Below are 15,695 nucleotides of genomic sequence, written 5' to 3' on the forward strand. Positions count from 1 at the left end.
TTATTCATTTACTATGAAAATAATAGCGCTCAAAATCATCAGTTTATATACCAAAATTAGACATTTTACGGTGCCAGTTACATTACGGTATTTTTGTAGAGATACTTATTATTGCCGTTTTCAGCAGCTTAAATATATTTTTAAAGACTATTTTTTTAAGAAACCTTATAAAGAAATTACATTTAGCGGAGAATTTGCTCCAGAATTACAATTTGTCTTACCTTTTGCCTACTGGCATTATAAAAACGGAACTTTACTAAAAACACAATCTTCTGTACATACCAAAGCTTTATATTTTTTTTCTCCACAGCATAAAGAAGTATTCACCAATAGAACAAATGAAGGCAATTATAACTATGAAGTACCCAGGGTACTTTACAGTCATAATTACAATATGAGTAAATGGTGTAAAGTACCTTTAAAAAAGCATTATCAAAACAAGATTTATGTTTTTGAAAAGCCTACATTGATTATCGCTAACAGATATAACTCTGAGTGGGGTGGGCCTCCAATTAGCTTTATCCCTATAAACGTTTTACAAGAACTTATTCCCCAACTAAAAGAGAAATACACCATTGTTTACAACAGAGCCAAAAGTGATTATATTGTTAATGATAACAGCAATATATTTGATCTAGAGGATTTTGAATGGCTTAGTAAATATCATCCGGATGTTACCATCATGAATACGCTTTATGAGCGAGATAAACACTTGGTAGATAGCTTTAATCATTTACAATTAATGGTTTATGCCAACGCATCTTGTTTTATTTCTACGCATGGTGGTACGGCTACTTTGGCAAGTTATTTTGGTGGGATTAATATTATTCTTTCAAAAAAAGGCCCAGAGCATTATTTTAAATGTTATAAAAAATTATATCCAAAATTGTCTGATGCAGAAATTTACCACGTAAAAACTGACCAAGATTTAATAGCAAAAACAAAAGAAAAGTTTCTTGACAATGCTTGAAAAGTTTAAAAATAATTATTGGATTGTTTCTGGTACTTTAAATTTCTTACAAAATTTTTCTGGAGTCTTGTTTGGCTTTGGTTCTTTTTTTTTCTTAGTCAGAATTTTATCTAAAAATGATTTCGGTGTATGGACATTATTTATGTCTACCACAACCATTTTAAGTGTTTTTAGAGATGGTTTATTAAGAAGTGCAACCATCAAATTTTTAGCTTCTACAAACGATAAAGAAGAAAAAGGTAAGATTATATCGAGTTCATTCTTACTAGCTATTTTCATAACACTTATAGTCTTATGCTTACTTTTATTCTTGTCTGATGAACTTGCTAGCATATTTAATGCGGCAGAGTTGTCCTACATGCTTAAAATTTATGCGCTGGTTTTTATTTCAAATGGCTTATTAATGCTTTTTAATTTTATAGAGCAAGCAAACTTAAAATTTAAAGGTGTTTTTTTAACTAATCTAATTACTCAAGGTGTTTTTTTCGCTTATATCTTATATTGCTTTTTCTTTCATAAGTCTATTGGTTTAACCACCTTGGTAATGGTACAGTTTGTATGTTCTGTTTTAGCAACTATACTCTCTTATAGTTTAGTTAAACAATACCTGTACTTGTCTTTCCAAATTTTTAGAAATCATTTAAAGTCTATATTTAATTACGGTAAATACGCCTTCGGCACATCATTAAGTGCTATTTTATCCAATACTGTAGATCAAATGATGTTAGGGAGTATGATAAACCCGGCAGCCGCTGCTGTTTATAATATTGCAGTTAGAATATTAAATCTTATCGAGATACCTACCGGTGCTGTAGCTACCATTGTTTTTCCACAAAGCTCTAAAAGAGTAGAAACTGAAGGTTTAGTAGCAGTAAAATATCTGTATGAAAAATCTGTTGGAACCGTTTTAGCCATCTTATTACCACCTTTAATACTTATTTATTGTTTTACTGATTTAGTGATATTTTTATTAGCCGGAGAACAATATGCAGATAGTGCGAACTTATTACGTATAACTTTATTAATAGCCATATTTATGCCTTTTGGTAGGCAGTTTGGCGTTATTTTAGATTCTATTGGTAAAACAAAAACAACGTTTTATACCGTAGTGGTAACTACTACACTTAATTTAAGTTTGAATTATTTTCTGATTAAAGAAATAGGAGTTATAGGTGCGGCTTACGCTACCTTAATAGCTATGTTTTTAAGTTTTATTTGGGCTCAGGTATTATTACGGAAAATACTAAAAGTTAGCCTCTTAAAATGCTTTTACTATGCTTATAAGTTTTATCCAGATTTTTATAAGCAATACATAAAAAGCTATTTTTCTAAATGATGATGGATGATTTTATATAAATCTTTAATTCTGCTTTCCCAAGTATTTTCTGCAGCAATTGAAATCCTTTGATTTACTTTTTCTTCAATATTATTAGTCAATTCATCCTGTATAGCATCAGAAAAACTTTGTGCATCATTACAATATTTAACTATACCCTTAGTAAAAGGTTCTAAATCAGGATTAAAATTTGAACAAACAACTGGTTTTCCTACACCCAAATATTCAAATAATTTTAAGGGAAAAATAGTAGCGCTTACCTCGTCACTTTTAAAAGGTATGATAGCTACATCAAACTTCCTCATCATATATGGCACTTGCTCATAAGATACCCAGCCAAAAAATACAATATTGCTTATATCATAAATAAAATCGGGTACTTGCTCTTTTTCAACAGGGCCAACAAATAAGAAAGTTTTATCCTTATTCAAAAGGGCTAAATCTTTAAGGAGGTTATAATCTATTCTTCTCTCGATATTTCCTAGATAACCTATAACAGGACCTTTAATATCATTTAATTTTTTAATATCCTCTGGTATATGATGGGTTATATTATTAAAATGATAGATATCAGCCGCATTTGGTATGAAATAAGTATGAGGATTAATTTTTATTTTTTCTCTATAAAGTTGTTTACTGGTACATATCACCAAATCACATGCTTTTACTATTCTATATTCAGATTCAAAACCATGTTTCATATCATACTCAACTCTTATAGGGTCGATACAATTATAAATGTAAAGCTGAGGTTTTAATAAAGAACCCAATTCTGCATAATGAAAATTGAATGAGTTTATAAAAATAACTTTTTTAATATTTCTCTTTTTTATATGATATTGTAAGCATTTTAATACTATTTTCTCATTTAATTTTTGGATAAACCTATAAATTTTTCCTTCCGGAATAAAGTTTACCGATAAGGTTACAGGCGGAATAATTATTTTAAGATTTTTTATATCCGTATCTAATAATTTTCCTTCTTTTCTAAAGAAAGAATCTTTTCTTAGGTTATATTGTTCGGTGTTTTTTAAGGTAAAATAATCTTTTAAAGTAAAAGGATTATCAATTAAATAGACTTGGTTATGTTTGGCAAATTCTTTGGCAATATTATAACTTGTTGATTGCAAATCGCTATCAAACCTATTAAGACTTAAAATAAAAATAGCAGTATCCTTAAGTTCCATTATAATTTTTCCCAAACTTTTGTCGTGAAATTATATTTTTTTATAATCCTTGCCGGATTACCCCCAACAACACAATAATCGGGTATATCTTTAGTAACTACACTATTAGCCCCAACAATACAATGTTTACCAATTTGTACACCAGCTGTTATAACCGCATTTGCACCTATCCACACATTCTCGCCAATGTTTATAGGTTTTGTAATAACTTTTTGCTCTGCCGGTGCTATTTCTACATTTTCATAACCATGGTTAAGACCCGATATCACCACATGCTGCGCTATAATAGTTTTATCTCCAATATTTACAGGTCCAATAATTACTGATGATACCCCAATAACACATTGTTTACCAATGATAACATCGCCAACAGCATTATTTATAATCGAAAAACTTTCAATAAGAGATTGATCTCCTAATTTAAATGGATGATTAGGAAAAATATCTAATCTACAAGACTTTCTAATAATAGATGATTTACCTCTGTGCCCGATAAAAGGAACTACAAATGTTCTTACCCACCATCTGGGTCTAAAATCATTTACAGGAATAAGCATCCACAAAATAAACTTCTTAAGTTTAGGAGATTGCTTTATTTTTTCTACTAAAGTCATGATGTTATAACTTGGTTTATCGCTTTATAAATTTCAATTACAGAGTTTTCCCAGGTGTGTGATAATGCAAAATTTATCCTTTGTTTCTTGATATTGATATCGTTCTCGTTTAACGCTTGATTGATGTACTGGATGTACTCTGTTTTATCTTGGGCTAGGTAAACATAATCAGAAAATGTTTCCATAGCTTCTGTTTGGGTTGCAACTACAGGTTTACCTAAAGCTAAATATTCATCAATTTTTCTAGGGTAGTTGCCAATGGTAACTTTATTTAACTTTTGTGGATTAATACAAACATCAAAACTGTTAATATAACCTGGTAATTCTTTTATTGCTTTCTGACCAAGGAAGAACACATTTGGAATACGATGCAATTTACTTTGTTGAAAATCATGATCCATTGGTCCAACCAAAACTATGTTCCATTCTGGTTTGCCTGTTGCTATATGTTCAATAATATCTAGGTCTAACCGTAAAGAAGATAGATTACCAACATAACCAATAATAGGTTTTTGTGAAGGAATATCTTTTGGATGATAAAGTAAATCAGGATTGGTAAATAACTCAAAATCACAGCCTTGCCCTACATAAAATGCTTTTTCATTATATTGTTTGCAGTAATTAGCCAAGTAAACAGAATTGGCAACAGCTAAATCACTTTTTGATATCAATAAGGGTTCTAATCGGTTACCATGTCTTCTCCAAAAATCAGTTCCTAGCATAAAATCTCTGGAGTAATAAATGGAGATTTTAGGTTTTAAATAATCTTTCAGATAAAAGCTATCATAAATATCATTATCATTAAACAGTACAAAATCTTTAAAATCTAAAGCTTTTATCGCTTTTTGTATAGCTTTTGCAAATCTTTTATTATTTATTTTATTGATAACATCAAAAATAAAATTATCCGGTAAAAAATTTACTGATTCTAAGATGGTATCTGGATAAAGCGTATACAGGTTAGGTTCAACCTCAAAAATGTTTGTTTCTTTATTCTGAATTATTGAAATTCGCTTTTTGGTACTATCATCTTTTTCTTTTTTGAGTAATGCTTTGCGTTTTAGAGGCGAATTAACATAAAGTACTCTATGGTGTTTAGCCATCTCTACAGCAATATTTTTACAATTACTGCCAATTTCTGTATCCCATGCTTGCTGCCCTACAATAATAATATCCTGATTAAACAATTGCTCTGAAGACATATCGTCTATTTTTTAAATTTTAATTTAAACTTTTCCGGCCAGTTTTTATCCATAAAAGGTTTTTCTAAGATTAGAAAACAAATACCACTAATGATAAGAATGATGGGCAAAAATATGGCTAATTGTATAAGTAGGTTGATGGTGAAATTATTGGTAAATGCGATATGTTTTGTGAAAATAATTAGAAATTCTGCAAAAGGAAGATGAATAAGATAAATGGTATAGCACATGCCGCCTATAGCAGTTACCCATCTGTTTTTTATAAATTGATTGGTGATTTTCCCTTTAAAAGCGCCTAAGAAAATAAAAAATAAGGATACCATAACAAGGAGCCTGCTGTATAATTCATAATCCCAGCTCCATCCAAAAATTAAACAGATAAATGCTATAAACGTGATGATATCATAATTTAAAGTTTGTTTAATACCATTTTGCCAAAAGTTTAGAAAAATGTCAGCAATAAAAAAACCGAGCAAGAAATATTGTAAATGACCTAAAATAGTAAAACTGTAAGGGTTATAATAAAGTTTAAAATATTGCTGTATAAGAATAATGGATAACAGTGCTAAAGTATTTACTAACCATCTTAACTTTAAATTTTTAATATAAAAAAACGCCCATGCTATAAATGGTGCCAATATGTAAAATTGTATTTCTATTTCCAATGTCCAGGTAGGAGGGTTAAAAATAGACCATTCATTAAAAATTAAGGTGTGTGTATAGGTGATATTAGCTAAGTAATTAGGTAAGTATTCAACAAAAGATTTTTGTTTAACAATAAGAAAAATAATAAAAAAAATAGTCATCCATATTAAATACGGGGGTTCTAAGCGTGTTAATCTTCTCCAGTAATAATCTTTAAGATGTATTTTTTTTTGATTGTTTAAGTAATGCGCTGCAAAAGGTAAGGCTAAAATAAATCCGCTAATGACAAAAAAAATGTAAACGCCCAAAAAGCCTCTGTAAGCTAAAAAAAGAGAGAAATCTTCTTTTAAGTCTGTTGTAAATGGTATGGGGCTATTTCTGGCAAATCTTTCTGCCATGTGTTGTATTAAAACGGGTATAATTGCTAAAAATCTTAAGCCATCTATCTCATTAATAAATTTTCCATTAGAGGTAACTCTCCTCAGCTGATCAGGAATACTAGATAGAAGTTTTATCATTAAGACTTTTTTTGCTCTTAAGTTCGTTAATACCTTTTTTAAATCCAATAATAAAAAATAATATTGCAAAAGGTATAATTATTTCAAATGGCATATCAAATAATATTTAATTTATACGTATTCATCGTCTTTTAATTCTGGATTGTCAAATTTTGGAATTAAAAACACATAAGCCCAAGACATATACATAATGATAGATGATGGTAAGCCATTCATAACCTCGTTACCATAACTGCAAAAGAATAATCCAGCAACCCCCGATGTTAAAGCGATAGCTTTTGTCTTCAATTTTTTATCTTCTATATTCCAAACCAAACCGCATGATTTGCCTAATAAGTACATAATAAATGAAAACCAAATAACCAAACCAACCACACCATACATTACCCAAATTTTTACCCAATAGCTATCCGGCGGAATAGAAGATAAATATTTATCAGAGTTATACTTATCACCATTAACCCCTGTTATACCAACCCCTCCTCCAAAAGGTAAGTTTTTAAGTGCTTCTTTTAATTTAGCCTGATTCATTAATCGGGCATTTAAAGATGCGTCTTGTGGGTCTAATGCAGTTCTTAATCTTCTAATTTCATAATATTGATTTCCGTAGGTTGAGTATTTTAGAAAACTAAAAAACATCAGAGAGCATATCGTTCCAATAATTAAAACTTTGAAATTTTTTGTTAAAAAGATGGCGAAAAAAGCTCCTGAAACTAAGGCAAACAAAGCTCCTCTGGTTCCAGAAATAAGCATCCCGTAAATTAAAATCGAGGCTGCGATACCCAAAAGTACTTTTTTCCATAGTTTAAAAGGACCTAAAGCGAGTACTAAAGTTACCAAAGCCATGTGGGCTTGTGATGCTCCAAACTGTCCGGCATCAGTAAATAAAGAAAAAACCCTGAGCTCGCCAAAAACAATATGTGTAAAATCTGCCCCCTCATTTAACCATCTTTGCTCTTCTGATGATACCCCTATGTATAATTGTTTTACACCGTACAAGGCTGCAAATACCGATGCTCCGATCGTAACTTTAAAAAATGTATTTAAATCTTTTTTCGAATTAAAGATAATAAAGGCTAATGGGGCAACCATAAGCCAGTTTAGTGCAGTAAACCTAATTTCATTTAACCAGCCTAATAAACTTGCTCCGGCCGGATTTAATACTTCTAAAATATTAATGATAAACCAAATTAAAACAAGTAGACAGTAATCGTTATTAAGGTTAGACCATTTAAATTTATTGGCATTTATAAAAATTGATACCCAGGTAAGCCCTAAAATCATCTCCATAGATGGCCCTAAAGGTAAGAACGGGAAATTTTTCATAATACCTGACAGCAAAAAGCAATAAACCAGATAAAATAAAAAACCTATTCTAGGGTCTTTAATGGTGGCTATAATAAAAATTAATGCCGCTGTACCAATGGTAGAGGCAAAAAAAGTAATAATTCCGAATTGTATGGTTAATAAGCCCACAAGAAATGATAGTAATAAAGCACCTATGCTTATCACTACTGCTTTTCCGGTATCAGACTGTAAAAACGCTTGTTTCATAATTTATCTTTATTATACCCATGCTTAGTTGCTACAGATTTTTTATTTGCTTTTATTGAAAAAAACAATGAAATCACCTGATAATAAATAAATATAGGTATAGAAATTAAAGCTTTTTTAATGCTATCATCTGTTTTAGTTTGATAAATAGGAATAAGAAAACCAACAACAAAAATTAATATGAATATTATCCAAACTATAAATAATATTGGATTTATAAATATATTGACGAAAGCAAATAGTAAGGATAGTAATAAGAAAATAAATAGGGGAGGTCTTAATAAAACTAACCCAAAAAGAAACTGATTGACGTTAAACTTTATAGCTCCCTTAAAAATTAATGAAAAGCCAAATTTAAAATATTTAAACCAAGTGTTTATCCACCTAGAGCGCTGATTAACCAATTGGTCTGTGGCACTTGTTTTTTCATCAAAAATGATAGCATTTTTATTAAAAGCAATTCGCTTACCTTTCTTTAATATCTCATACTGCAAAACCTTATCAAAACCAGCACCTTTAATATTTAAATGAGCCAAGCATTCTTCATACAAGGCTACTTTAAAGGCCATACCAGAGCCAGAAAGTGTTGATGACGAACCTAGTTCAAATAAAATTTCACCATCGTAAAAATGATAATAAATATCTCGGGCTGCATCTAAGCAAGCATAGGTCGTATTAAGGTTTTTAGCTGCTCGTAAGCCTTGTACTGCTTCGTAGCCTTGTAAAAAGAAACGGTTTAATTCCTGAAGCATATTGGGGTTAAGCAGGTTATCGCTATCTACAATCACTAAATTATCATGTTTTCTGATAAAATTTTTTATAGCATAAAAATGAGAACCAGTATTACTAGCTATTATTTCATCAGGAATAAGTATACTAACTTTTTCGTGGATGATAGATAAAGCAGGGTTTTCTTTATCACAAGCATCAGCAACTACATAAATATGATAGTTTTGATAATTTGATTTTAATATAGAAGCTAAAACATCAGGAATTTGCTGCGTCTCTTGATAAGCGGTAACTATAATAGCTAAATCTTGTTCTTCATTTAATGTTACTGCTTTTTTTAATTCCTTTTTATGATGGAGTTTCCATAACAAAAACAATATAAAAGGAAGAACAAGATTTAATGCTATGTAAAACTGTAAAACATTAAAAGTATTTTGGATAATAATTTCTACAGCTAAATACATATTTTACATAGCTTAAATTGCAATTTTTGGATTTTTCTCAACTTTATTAAATATCCAACCTAAATAGTTAGGGTTAGAAACCAAATAATCGCAGTGTTCTATTTTTTCTTCCGGTAAAGAATTACCAAATTTAAAAACACCTATATTTTTATCGGTGTAAACTAACCATTCTTTAGCTTTATTTAAATCTTTTAAAGCACATGTATCTATCAAAATAATATCAAACTTACTTTTTAAATCATCAAAAAACTGCGTTATTTCTTCTTCTTTGATAACTTCTAGTAAAGATAAGTCTCCGCCTTTATTAGCTAAAATGGTAATAATGGTATCAGAATAAATTTGGTTTGATGCGCTAAAATCTTCTAAATAAACTTTAGTAACCACACTTTCTGAAATTGATGGATGATCAAAGTTACCATCTATCAATAAGACCTTTTTACCAAGCATCGCAAAAGAATAAGCTAAGCTTAAAGAAAAGAATGTTTTACCTTCTTTATGATCAATACTGGTGATACCTAAAACTTTATCTTTTTTGTATAGTAGATCTTTTTTGATTTCGAAACGGATAGATCTCATTTGTTTTTTAAACAAAAGCTTGTCATCATCCAAGTCTTTTTCTGTCCAAATGTCTTTTAAATCACTAAGATTATTAATTTTTGGAAGTTCTCCTAATATAGGTTGTTTGGTAACTAAAGCGAGTTCTTTAGCAGTTGAAATAGATTTATCAAATAAGAATATCACCAATAATATAGCCACACAGAAAATAAAGCTAATGATACCACTTAGTATTACAAGTAACATCTTTTTAGATGGTTGTGGTAAACCTGGCATGGCTTGTTGTATAAGCCTTAATTTAGCTTTATAATTAGATTGCATGTTAGCATCATTGTATTTGTTTAATACATCTAAATATTCGCTACTGGCAACATCTATATCTCTTTCATAAGATTGTACGATAGCCTCAAATGGCACAAGATTTTTAAACTTGGCATTTAAACCTTCTAAATGGTTATTGATACTATTGATACTATATTTAGCTAAATCGCTAGAAACCTCAAGATTAAGTTTTTCTAAAACCAGTTTTTCTTTTGATGCTAGCGGGTTAACAATATATTTATCTGTTGCGTAGTTAATTTGATCAGACAGTAACTCTTGTAAAGAATCTACAACTACCCTAGTATCATTTGTAAATCCACTTCTGATATGCCTGTCTGTTGCGCCTTTTAACTTTTGCTTGGTAGAAACTATTTCCTGATTAATTTTTGTTAAAGTTGCATCTAAATAACGTCTGTCTTTAGGATTAAATTTAGCATCGATACCGTAAAGTGTTTGACTAAAAGATTCTATATTTTTCTGAGCTTCAAGTTTTTTACTCTCGAAATCCATGATTTCTCCGTAAAGAATTTTAGACTGCTCGTGTAAATTAAGTACGTTATTGGCAATTTTGAAATTCTTTAACGTATTCATTTTTTTATTTAAAGAATCTCTTTTCTGTTGTAATAAATTACCCAAATAAGTAGTTCCTCTAATTTCGCTTTCTTTACTAATTCTGGTGTAATAATCAATAAACTCGGTTGCTAAAGTATTAACCACAAAGGCTGATAAATCGGGATTTTCAGAATCAAAAGTTATCGTAATAAAATCACTATTGTTGTTTCTGAAAATAGTTAATTTCTTTTTTAAAGCCTCTTCATGGTATTGCATAGAAACTAGCATTTCTTCTAATTTCTTTTGCTTTTTATCCCATAATAATAAAGGTTCATTATCAGCATACTTTTTTTCAAAAGCTTTAATAGCTGCTACCTTTTCTGCCTCACTTAAATCCGAAACAATATCACTATACTTTCTAAAAGGTTTCTTACTTTTTAAATCATGAATCATAAGTTTATAAGAAACTAAATCAATAGTTTTCTTTAATCTCATGATTTCCATTAAGTTGTTAAACTTTTGATTAACCTGTGATTCATGCGTATTGCTATTATCACTTTGCAATAACCTTTGCGTCTCATCAACTAAACCGGTAGCAATCTGCGCTTCAGATTGATAGGCATCCAACATATTTTTAGATAAAAAATAAGTAATGATAACCGTTACAATAGGAATAATTATTAAAATAAATTTTTTCCTATTTAGTACCTTGAAAAATTTATTAAAGTTCATTTTTTAATTTCTTCTAATGGTTGTCCTATAAGTTCTTCTAAAGCAGCTTTTGAAATAAATAAAGCACCTTCTGCATCAATTCTAAATTGTAACTCATTTGCTAAGGTTACGGATGATGATGAATAGGTTTCGTAGCTGGCTTCTCCTTTTTCGTATTTATATTTTACTTCTTGAGCCAAAGAATAGGCGTCTTGATAAGATTTGGTGCGTACTTTAACAAGTGTTAAAAACTGTACGTAAGAAAAGTATCTCTTTTTTACCTCATTAACCAATGTTAAAGTATATTGATCTTCTTCTAATTTTGAAATATTGTAAGCTGTTCTAGCAGCTTTTGTTTCAAAAGGTTTTTGTATCAACGAACCTAAATTTAAATTGATACCAACTTGATAACCATTTAACAGGTTTGGATTCTGAAGATTGATCGTAGAGTTGTCAAAGGGTCTGTACAAGTAAGTAAAGTTTGCAACATCTAACCAAGATACTTGTGCCCTAGATACATTGGCTTTAGCTATAGCAGATTGGTTGCTTAAAACTTTTACCCGAGGATAATTTTGCTTAGCTCTTGAAATTAAAGTATCAAGTAAAACGTAATCTATTTCCTCTGTAATAGAAACTTGTGCATTTGCAGTACATACAAAGCCAAATAACATCAAGATAGTTTTGAATATAATTTTTTTCATCAAACTTTTTCTTTTTGAATTAATGCAGGAATAGTTTTTAATATGATTTTGAGGTCTAATCTTAAAGAATAGTTACTTGCATAAAAGTTATCAAGTTTTTTTCTTTCTCTATCAGACATATCCTTTTTCCCTCTTTTACTAATTTGCCAAAGACCGGTTAAACCAGCCGGACCTAAAAAGCGCATAGACCATTCATTAGTAGTAAGTTGCTCTGCCTCGTATAAAGGTAAAGGCCTATTTCCAACTAAAGACATGTCACCTTTTAAAACATTAAATAATTGTGGCAGCTCATCTATACTAGTATTTCTTAAAAAATTACCTAGTTTGGTTACCCTAGGGTCATTCTCTATTTTAAAAAAAGCAGAATCTCCATATTGATTTTTCTTTGCTAGCTCGGCAACTAATTTGTCGGCATCTTGGCGCATAGATCTAAACTTATAAAAATCAAAGATTTTATAGCCGGTACCTACTCTTTTACTGATATAAAATACAGGTCCTTTAGAGTCTAATTTAATCAACACTGCTACAATAATGAAAAAAGGACTTAAAGCAATAAGTGCTAATAAGGATAAAACAATATCGAATAACCTTTTACTAAATGGAATTTTATATTGTACAGCAGATATTTCGGAGATATTGTTAACCTGAGAGCGTAATAATTTGTAAAATGTTAGAAATTTTATTCTCTCTCTAACGTCCTGAAAATGAATAGAAGGTTTATAGCAATCGCTAACGCCTAGTTTTAAAGCTAACTGGAATAGTTGCTGATCGTTTTCCTTTAATAGGAAACAAATAATTAAATTTCTTGTTAACCAATTATTTTTAATAGAACTAACTAAAGAAACAACTTCGTTTATATTGTTACTGCTTACTTCAATCAAGATGACACTATTTAATCCGTCTATAGATAAGTTCGCAATAGTTTCTTGTAGATGGGTGAGGGTTTCTAGAAATCTTAAGTTAAAAGATTCTTCTTCAAAAGCAGAACGTATATCCTGTTCATAAATTTCGGCATGACAAAATATACTAATCTTTGATAATTGATTAGAATCTGTAGAATTCTTAAAATTTTGGAATTGCATTTTAGTTAAGCAAAGTTTTAATTTTCTCCTTTAAAATACCAGGATTAAAAGGCTTAGCCATTAAGCCGCTTATCTCGTAAGGTATTTTAGTTTTGATATTTTCAATAGATTCTGAACCTGATAATACAATTAAAGGAATATCTCTATAAAAACCGCTTACTTTTATGGATTTAACTAATTCAGCGCCATCAAAATATGGCATTTCCATATCAGAAATAATCAAATCAGGAATGTTTCCATTATCTAACCAACTTAAAGCATCAAAGCCATTATTTCTAATGATGAGTTCGTAATCATCTTTAAGTATGAATTCTAATAATTTCAAAATAGCTAATTCATCATCAACTAAGAGAATTTTTTTCTTTGTAGAGGTTCGAGCCATATCTATTAGTTTCATAAAATTAATTTAAATATACAAAGCAATACGCACAAATAATGCCTTTGGTTGTAGGATTTATAAAAAACTATTTTCGTGGATGGATTTTATTTGTAATCAAAAAATGAATATTTGCTATAATTTTAAAAAACAACTGTTATTGGTTTGTTTTTGTAATGTATTTGCACTTTATTGTGTTTGTAATTATGATAATGGCAAATATAAAATACTAATCCTATTATTATAATAATTTAGATTTTGTTCTGTTAAGTGTTTTCTATAAAAATGAAGCATCAAATGAGGTTGGGGTTTTTGTTGCTCAATTGTGGAAATTTATCATGTTAACGGGGAAAATAAAAAAGCCCCACTTTTATTGGGGCTTTAAAATTTACTTTTTCTTTTTTTGTTGTTCTTTCAATTGTTGCTGCTGCCTCATCATATCTTCCAGCTTTTTCTGGAAACCACTTTTCTTCTTTGCACTTTCAGGCTTTTTCTTAAACTCTTGAATTTGTGCATGGATTTTTTCATCATCAACAAAATATCTAATTAAATATTGCTGTGCAAAAGTTAAAATATTAGCACAGAAATAATAATAATTAAGACCTGCCGGATAGGCATTTAAAACACCAAAGAAAATGATAGGTGTGATATAACCAATATACTTCATTTGCCCTTGCGCACCAGAAACTTGATTGTTAAAGTAAGTGTAAATCAAAGTGGAAATGGTCATCAATAAACACATTAAGCTGATATGGCTCCAACCTAAAAGCGGAATAGGTGCGAAGGTGATTAACTCATCATAAGTAGATAAATCTTTCATCCATAAGAAACTCTCATGTCTTAACTCAAATAAATTTGGGAAGAAATAAAAGAATGCAAGTATAAAAGGCATCTGGAATAATAGAGGTAAACATCCCCCCAATGGGTTTACACCAGCCTGCTTGTATAGTTTTAAGTATTCTTGTTGTAAAAGGGTAGGGTTATCGTCTCCAACTTTCTTTTTTATCTCATCCATCTCTGGCTTTAAAACTCTCATTTTAGCCATTGATAAGTAGGATTTATAAGTAAACGGAAATAATACTGTTTTTAAAATAATGGTTAACAGTAATATAATAATACCATAGCTCATGTTAAAGCCTTCAAAGAAATTGAAAACAGGTAAAACTAAGTATCTGTTTATCCATTTTAATGGGCCCCAACCCATTTTTACTTGCTTTTCTAAATCGTTACCTTGTGCTCTTAACTGCGAAAATTTATTAGAACCAAAATAGTATTCTAACTCATACTGATTAACTTGTTGGTTTTTAAAAGGAAGGTTTAAATTGGCTTGATAAGCTTTTACTGCCGAGTTATTAGCAACAGTTTGTACTTTAAGTGTACTATTCTTAAAGCCATCTTTGCTCATTAAAGCAGCAGAAAAGAAGTGTTGTTTAAAAGAAACCCATGCTAATGTCTCCTCTGCGAAAGCTTTTTCCTCACTTTCTGTTTCACTTAAATAATCTACATCTTCATTAGCTATTTTATAATAAGTGGTAGAGTAGATACGCTCGTTTTGAATATCCTTTTCTTGTTGCTGTAATTCAGCAGCCCAATTGATGGCCAAGCCCTTATCAGCGTTTACTTTATTTTGGAAACCACTTAATACAATGTTAAAATCAACTTTATTACTTCCTTTAGCTAAAGAATAAGTGTAATTAACAAAAGAGCCATCGGCATTTGTGGCTTTTAAAACTAATTTATCATCCTGTACAACTTCTTTGGCAAAGAAAAGGTTGCTGGTGTTTAGGTTTTGATTGTTTTGGCTATAGGCTATTCCGAAATTGTTTTGCTTGTTAAATAAAACCACTGGCTTGTTAAGCTGGTTAGTTTCATTTTTAAGTTCAACACTAGAAACTTTACCACCCAGTGTAGAAATAAAAACTTTTATTTTATCATTTTCTAAGGTTAAAATTTCTTCTTTTTGTACAACCTGATTTTGTGAATTGGTATCTATAGGTAAAGTTGTAGTTTTTGCTACAGCAGCAGGTTGTTGAACTCCTTTTTTTGATTTAGCAATTGAATCTTGTACAAATTCTTCTCTTTTAAGCTGCTCTTCAGATGGTTTTAGCAAAAATGTTGAGCCAACTAATATGACTAAAATCAGGAACAAACCTGTAAACGTATTTCTATCCATTATAT

At 30.0% G+C, this 15,695-nt stretch carries 13 protein-coding genes; 2 read left to right on the forward strand and 11 right to left on the reverse strand.

Features of this window, described 5'->3' with window-relative positions:
• Positions 1–13: 13 nt before the first annotated feature.
• Both H510_RS0105415 and H510_RS0105420 read left to right on the forward strand, forming a co-directional pair.
• Entirely contained in the window at positions 14–970 is a 957-nt protein-coding gene (locus tag H510_RS0105415) for a hypothetical protein (protein WP_026903383.1), read from the forward strand.
• The gene (locus tag H510_RS0105420) at positions 963–2,306 is read left to right on the forward strand and encodes a flippase (protein WP_036692034.1); all 1,344 of its coding nucleotides are present in this window, start codon (positions 963–965) and stop codon (positions 2,304–2,306) included. The genes H510_RS0105415 and H510_RS0105420 overlap by 8 nt, the downstream gene beginning before the upstream one ends.
• Here H510_RS0105420 and H510_RS0105425 read toward each other — a convergent pair.
• The 11 genes from H510_RS0105425 to yidC all read right to left on the reverse strand — a co-directional run bounded on the left by H510_RS0105425 (position 2,291) and on the right by yidC (position 15,690).
• The gene (locus tag H510_RS0105425) at positions 2,291–3,493 is read right to left on the reverse strand and encodes a glycosyltransferase (protein WP_026903385.1); all 1,203 of its coding nucleotides are present in this window, start codon (positions 3,491–3,493) and stop codon (positions 2,291–2,293) included. The genes H510_RS0105420 and H510_RS0105425 overlap by 16 nt on opposite strands.
• Positions 3,493–4,107 (reverse strand): acyltransferase, encoded by a 615-nt coding sequence (locus H510_RS0105430; protein ID WP_026903386.1) that lies wholly within the window; start codon positions 4,105–4,107, stop codon positions 3,493–3,495. The genes H510_RS0105425 and H510_RS0105430 overlap by 1 nt, the downstream gene beginning before the upstream one ends.
• The gene (locus H510_RS0105435) at positions 4,104–5,309 is read right to left on the reverse strand and encodes a glycosyltransferase (RefSeq protein ID WP_026903387.1); all 1,206 of its coding nucleotides are present in this window, start codon (positions 5,307–5,309) and stop codon (positions 4,104–4,106) included. Before H510_RS0105435 ends, H510_RS0105430 begins: the two co-directional genes overlap by 4 nt.
• 5 nt (positions 5,310–5,314) lie before the next feature.
• Positions 5,315–6,472: an acyltransferase family protein gene (locus tag H510_RS0105440; protein ID WP_026903388.1), complete on the reverse strand. Its 1,158-nt coding sequence runs from the start codon at positions 6,470–6,472 to the stop codon at positions 5,315–5,317.
• A 111-nt stretch (positions 6,473–6,583) separates the two neighbouring features.
• Positions 6,584–8,026, reverse strand: a complete 1,443-nt coding sequence (locus H510_RS18310; RefSeq protein ID WP_036692037.1) for an O-antigen ligase family protein — start codon at positions 8,024–8,026, stop codon at positions 6,584–6,586.
• Positions 8,023–9,219 carry a glycosyltransferase gene (locus H510_RS0105455; protein WP_026903389.1) on the reverse strand — a complete coding sequence of 399 codons (1,197 nt, stop codon included), beginning with the start codon at positions 9,217–9,219 and terminating at the stop codon, positions 8,023–8,025. Before H510_RS0105455 ends, H510_RS18310 begins: the two co-directional genes overlap by 4 nt.
• A 12-nt stretch (positions 9,220–9,231) precedes the next feature.
• Entirely contained in the window at positions 9,232–11,379 is a 2,148-nt protein-coding gene (locus H510_RS0105460) for an exopolysaccharide transport family protein (RefSeq protein ID WP_026903390.1), read from the reverse strand.
• Entirely contained in the window at positions 11,376–12,059 is a 684-nt protein-coding gene (locus H510_RS0105465; RefSeq protein ID WP_026903391.1) for a TolC family protein, read from the reverse strand. Before H510_RS0105465 ends, H510_RS0105460 begins: the two co-directional genes overlap by 4 nt.
• Positions 12,059–13,141, reverse strand: coding sequence for a sugar transferase (locus H510_RS0105470; protein ID WP_026903392.1), 1,083 nt, complete (start codon positions 13,139–13,141; stop codon positions 12,059–12,061). The genes H510_RS0105465 and H510_RS0105470 overlap by 1 nt, the downstream gene beginning before the upstream one ends.
• Position 13,142: 1 nt before the next feature.
• The gene (locus H510_RS0105475; RefSeq protein ID WP_026903393.1) at positions 13,143–13,538 is read right to left on the reverse strand and encodes a response regulator; all 396 of its coding nucleotides are present in this window, start codon (positions 13,536–13,538) and stop codon (positions 13,143–13,145) included.
• Positions 13,539–13,905: 367 nt separating this feature from the next.
• Positions 13,906–15,690, reverse strand: coding sequence for a membrane protein insertase YidC (yidC, locus tag H510_RS0105480; RefSeq protein WP_026903394.1), 1,785 nt, complete (start codon positions 15,688–15,690; stop codon positions 13,906–13,908).
• Positions 15,691–15,695 lie beyond the last annotated feature (5 nt).

This window comes from Pedobacter glucosidilyticus DSM 23534 (assembly GCF_000425145.1).
In the GTDB taxonomy this organism is placed as follows: Bacteria; Bacteroidota; Bacteroidia; order Sphingobacteriales; family Sphingobacteriaceae; genus Pseudopedobacter; species Pseudopedobacter glucosidilyticus.

Bases quoted from the DNA above. Each gene is read 5' to 3' on its own strand.
- H510_RS0105465 (WP_026903391.1), bottom strand. From the start codon at position 12,059: ATGAAAAAAATTATATTCAAAACTATCTTGATGTTATTTGGCTTTGTA.
- H510_RS18310 (WP_036692037.1), bottom strand. From the start codon at position 8,026: ATGAAACAAGCGTTTTTACAGTCTGATACCGGAAAAGCAGTAGTGATA.
- H510_RS0105455 (WP_026903389.1), bottom strand. From the start codon at position 9,219: ATGTATTTAGCTGTAGAAATTATTATCCAAAATACTTTTAATGTTTTA.
- H510_RS0105435 (WP_026903387.1), bottom strand. From the start codon at position 5,309: ATGTCTTCAGAGCAATTGTTTAATCAGGATATTATTATTGTAGGGCAG.
- yidC (WP_026903394.1), bottom strand. From the start codon at position 15,690: ATGGATAGAAATACGTTTACAGGTTTGTTCCTGATTTTAGTCATATTA.
- H510_RS0105430 (WP_026903386.1), bottom strand. From the start codon at position 4,107: ATGACTTTAGTAGAAAAAATAAAGCAATCTCCTAAACTTAAGAAGTTT.
- H510_RS0105440 (WP_026903388.1), bottom strand. From the start codon at position 6,472: ATGATAAAACTTCTATCTAGTATTCCTGATCAGCTGAGGAGAGTTACC.
- H510_RS0105475 (WP_026903393.1), bottom strand. From the start codon at position 13,538: ATGAAACTAATAGATATGGCTCGAACCTCTACAAAGAAAAAAATTCTC.
- H510_RS0105420 (WP_036692034.1), top strand. From the start codon at position 963: ATGCTTGAAAAGTTTAAAAATAATTATTGGATTGTTTCTGGTACTTTA.
- H510_RS0105425 (WP_026903385.1), bottom strand. From the start codon at position 3,493: ATGGAACTTAAGGATACTGCTATTTTTATTTTAAGTCTTAATAGGTTT.
- H510_RS0105460 (WP_026903390.1), bottom strand. From the start codon at position 11,379: ATGAACTTTAATAAATTTTTCAAGGTACTAAATAGGAAAAAATTTATT.
- H510_RS0105470 (WP_026903392.1), bottom strand. From the start codon at position 13,141: ATGCAATTCCAAAATTTTAAGAATTCTACAGATTCTAATCAATTATCA.
- H510_RS0105415 (WP_026903383.1), top strand. From the start codon at position 14: ATGAAAATAATAGCGCTCAAAATCATCAGTTTATATACCAAAATTAGA.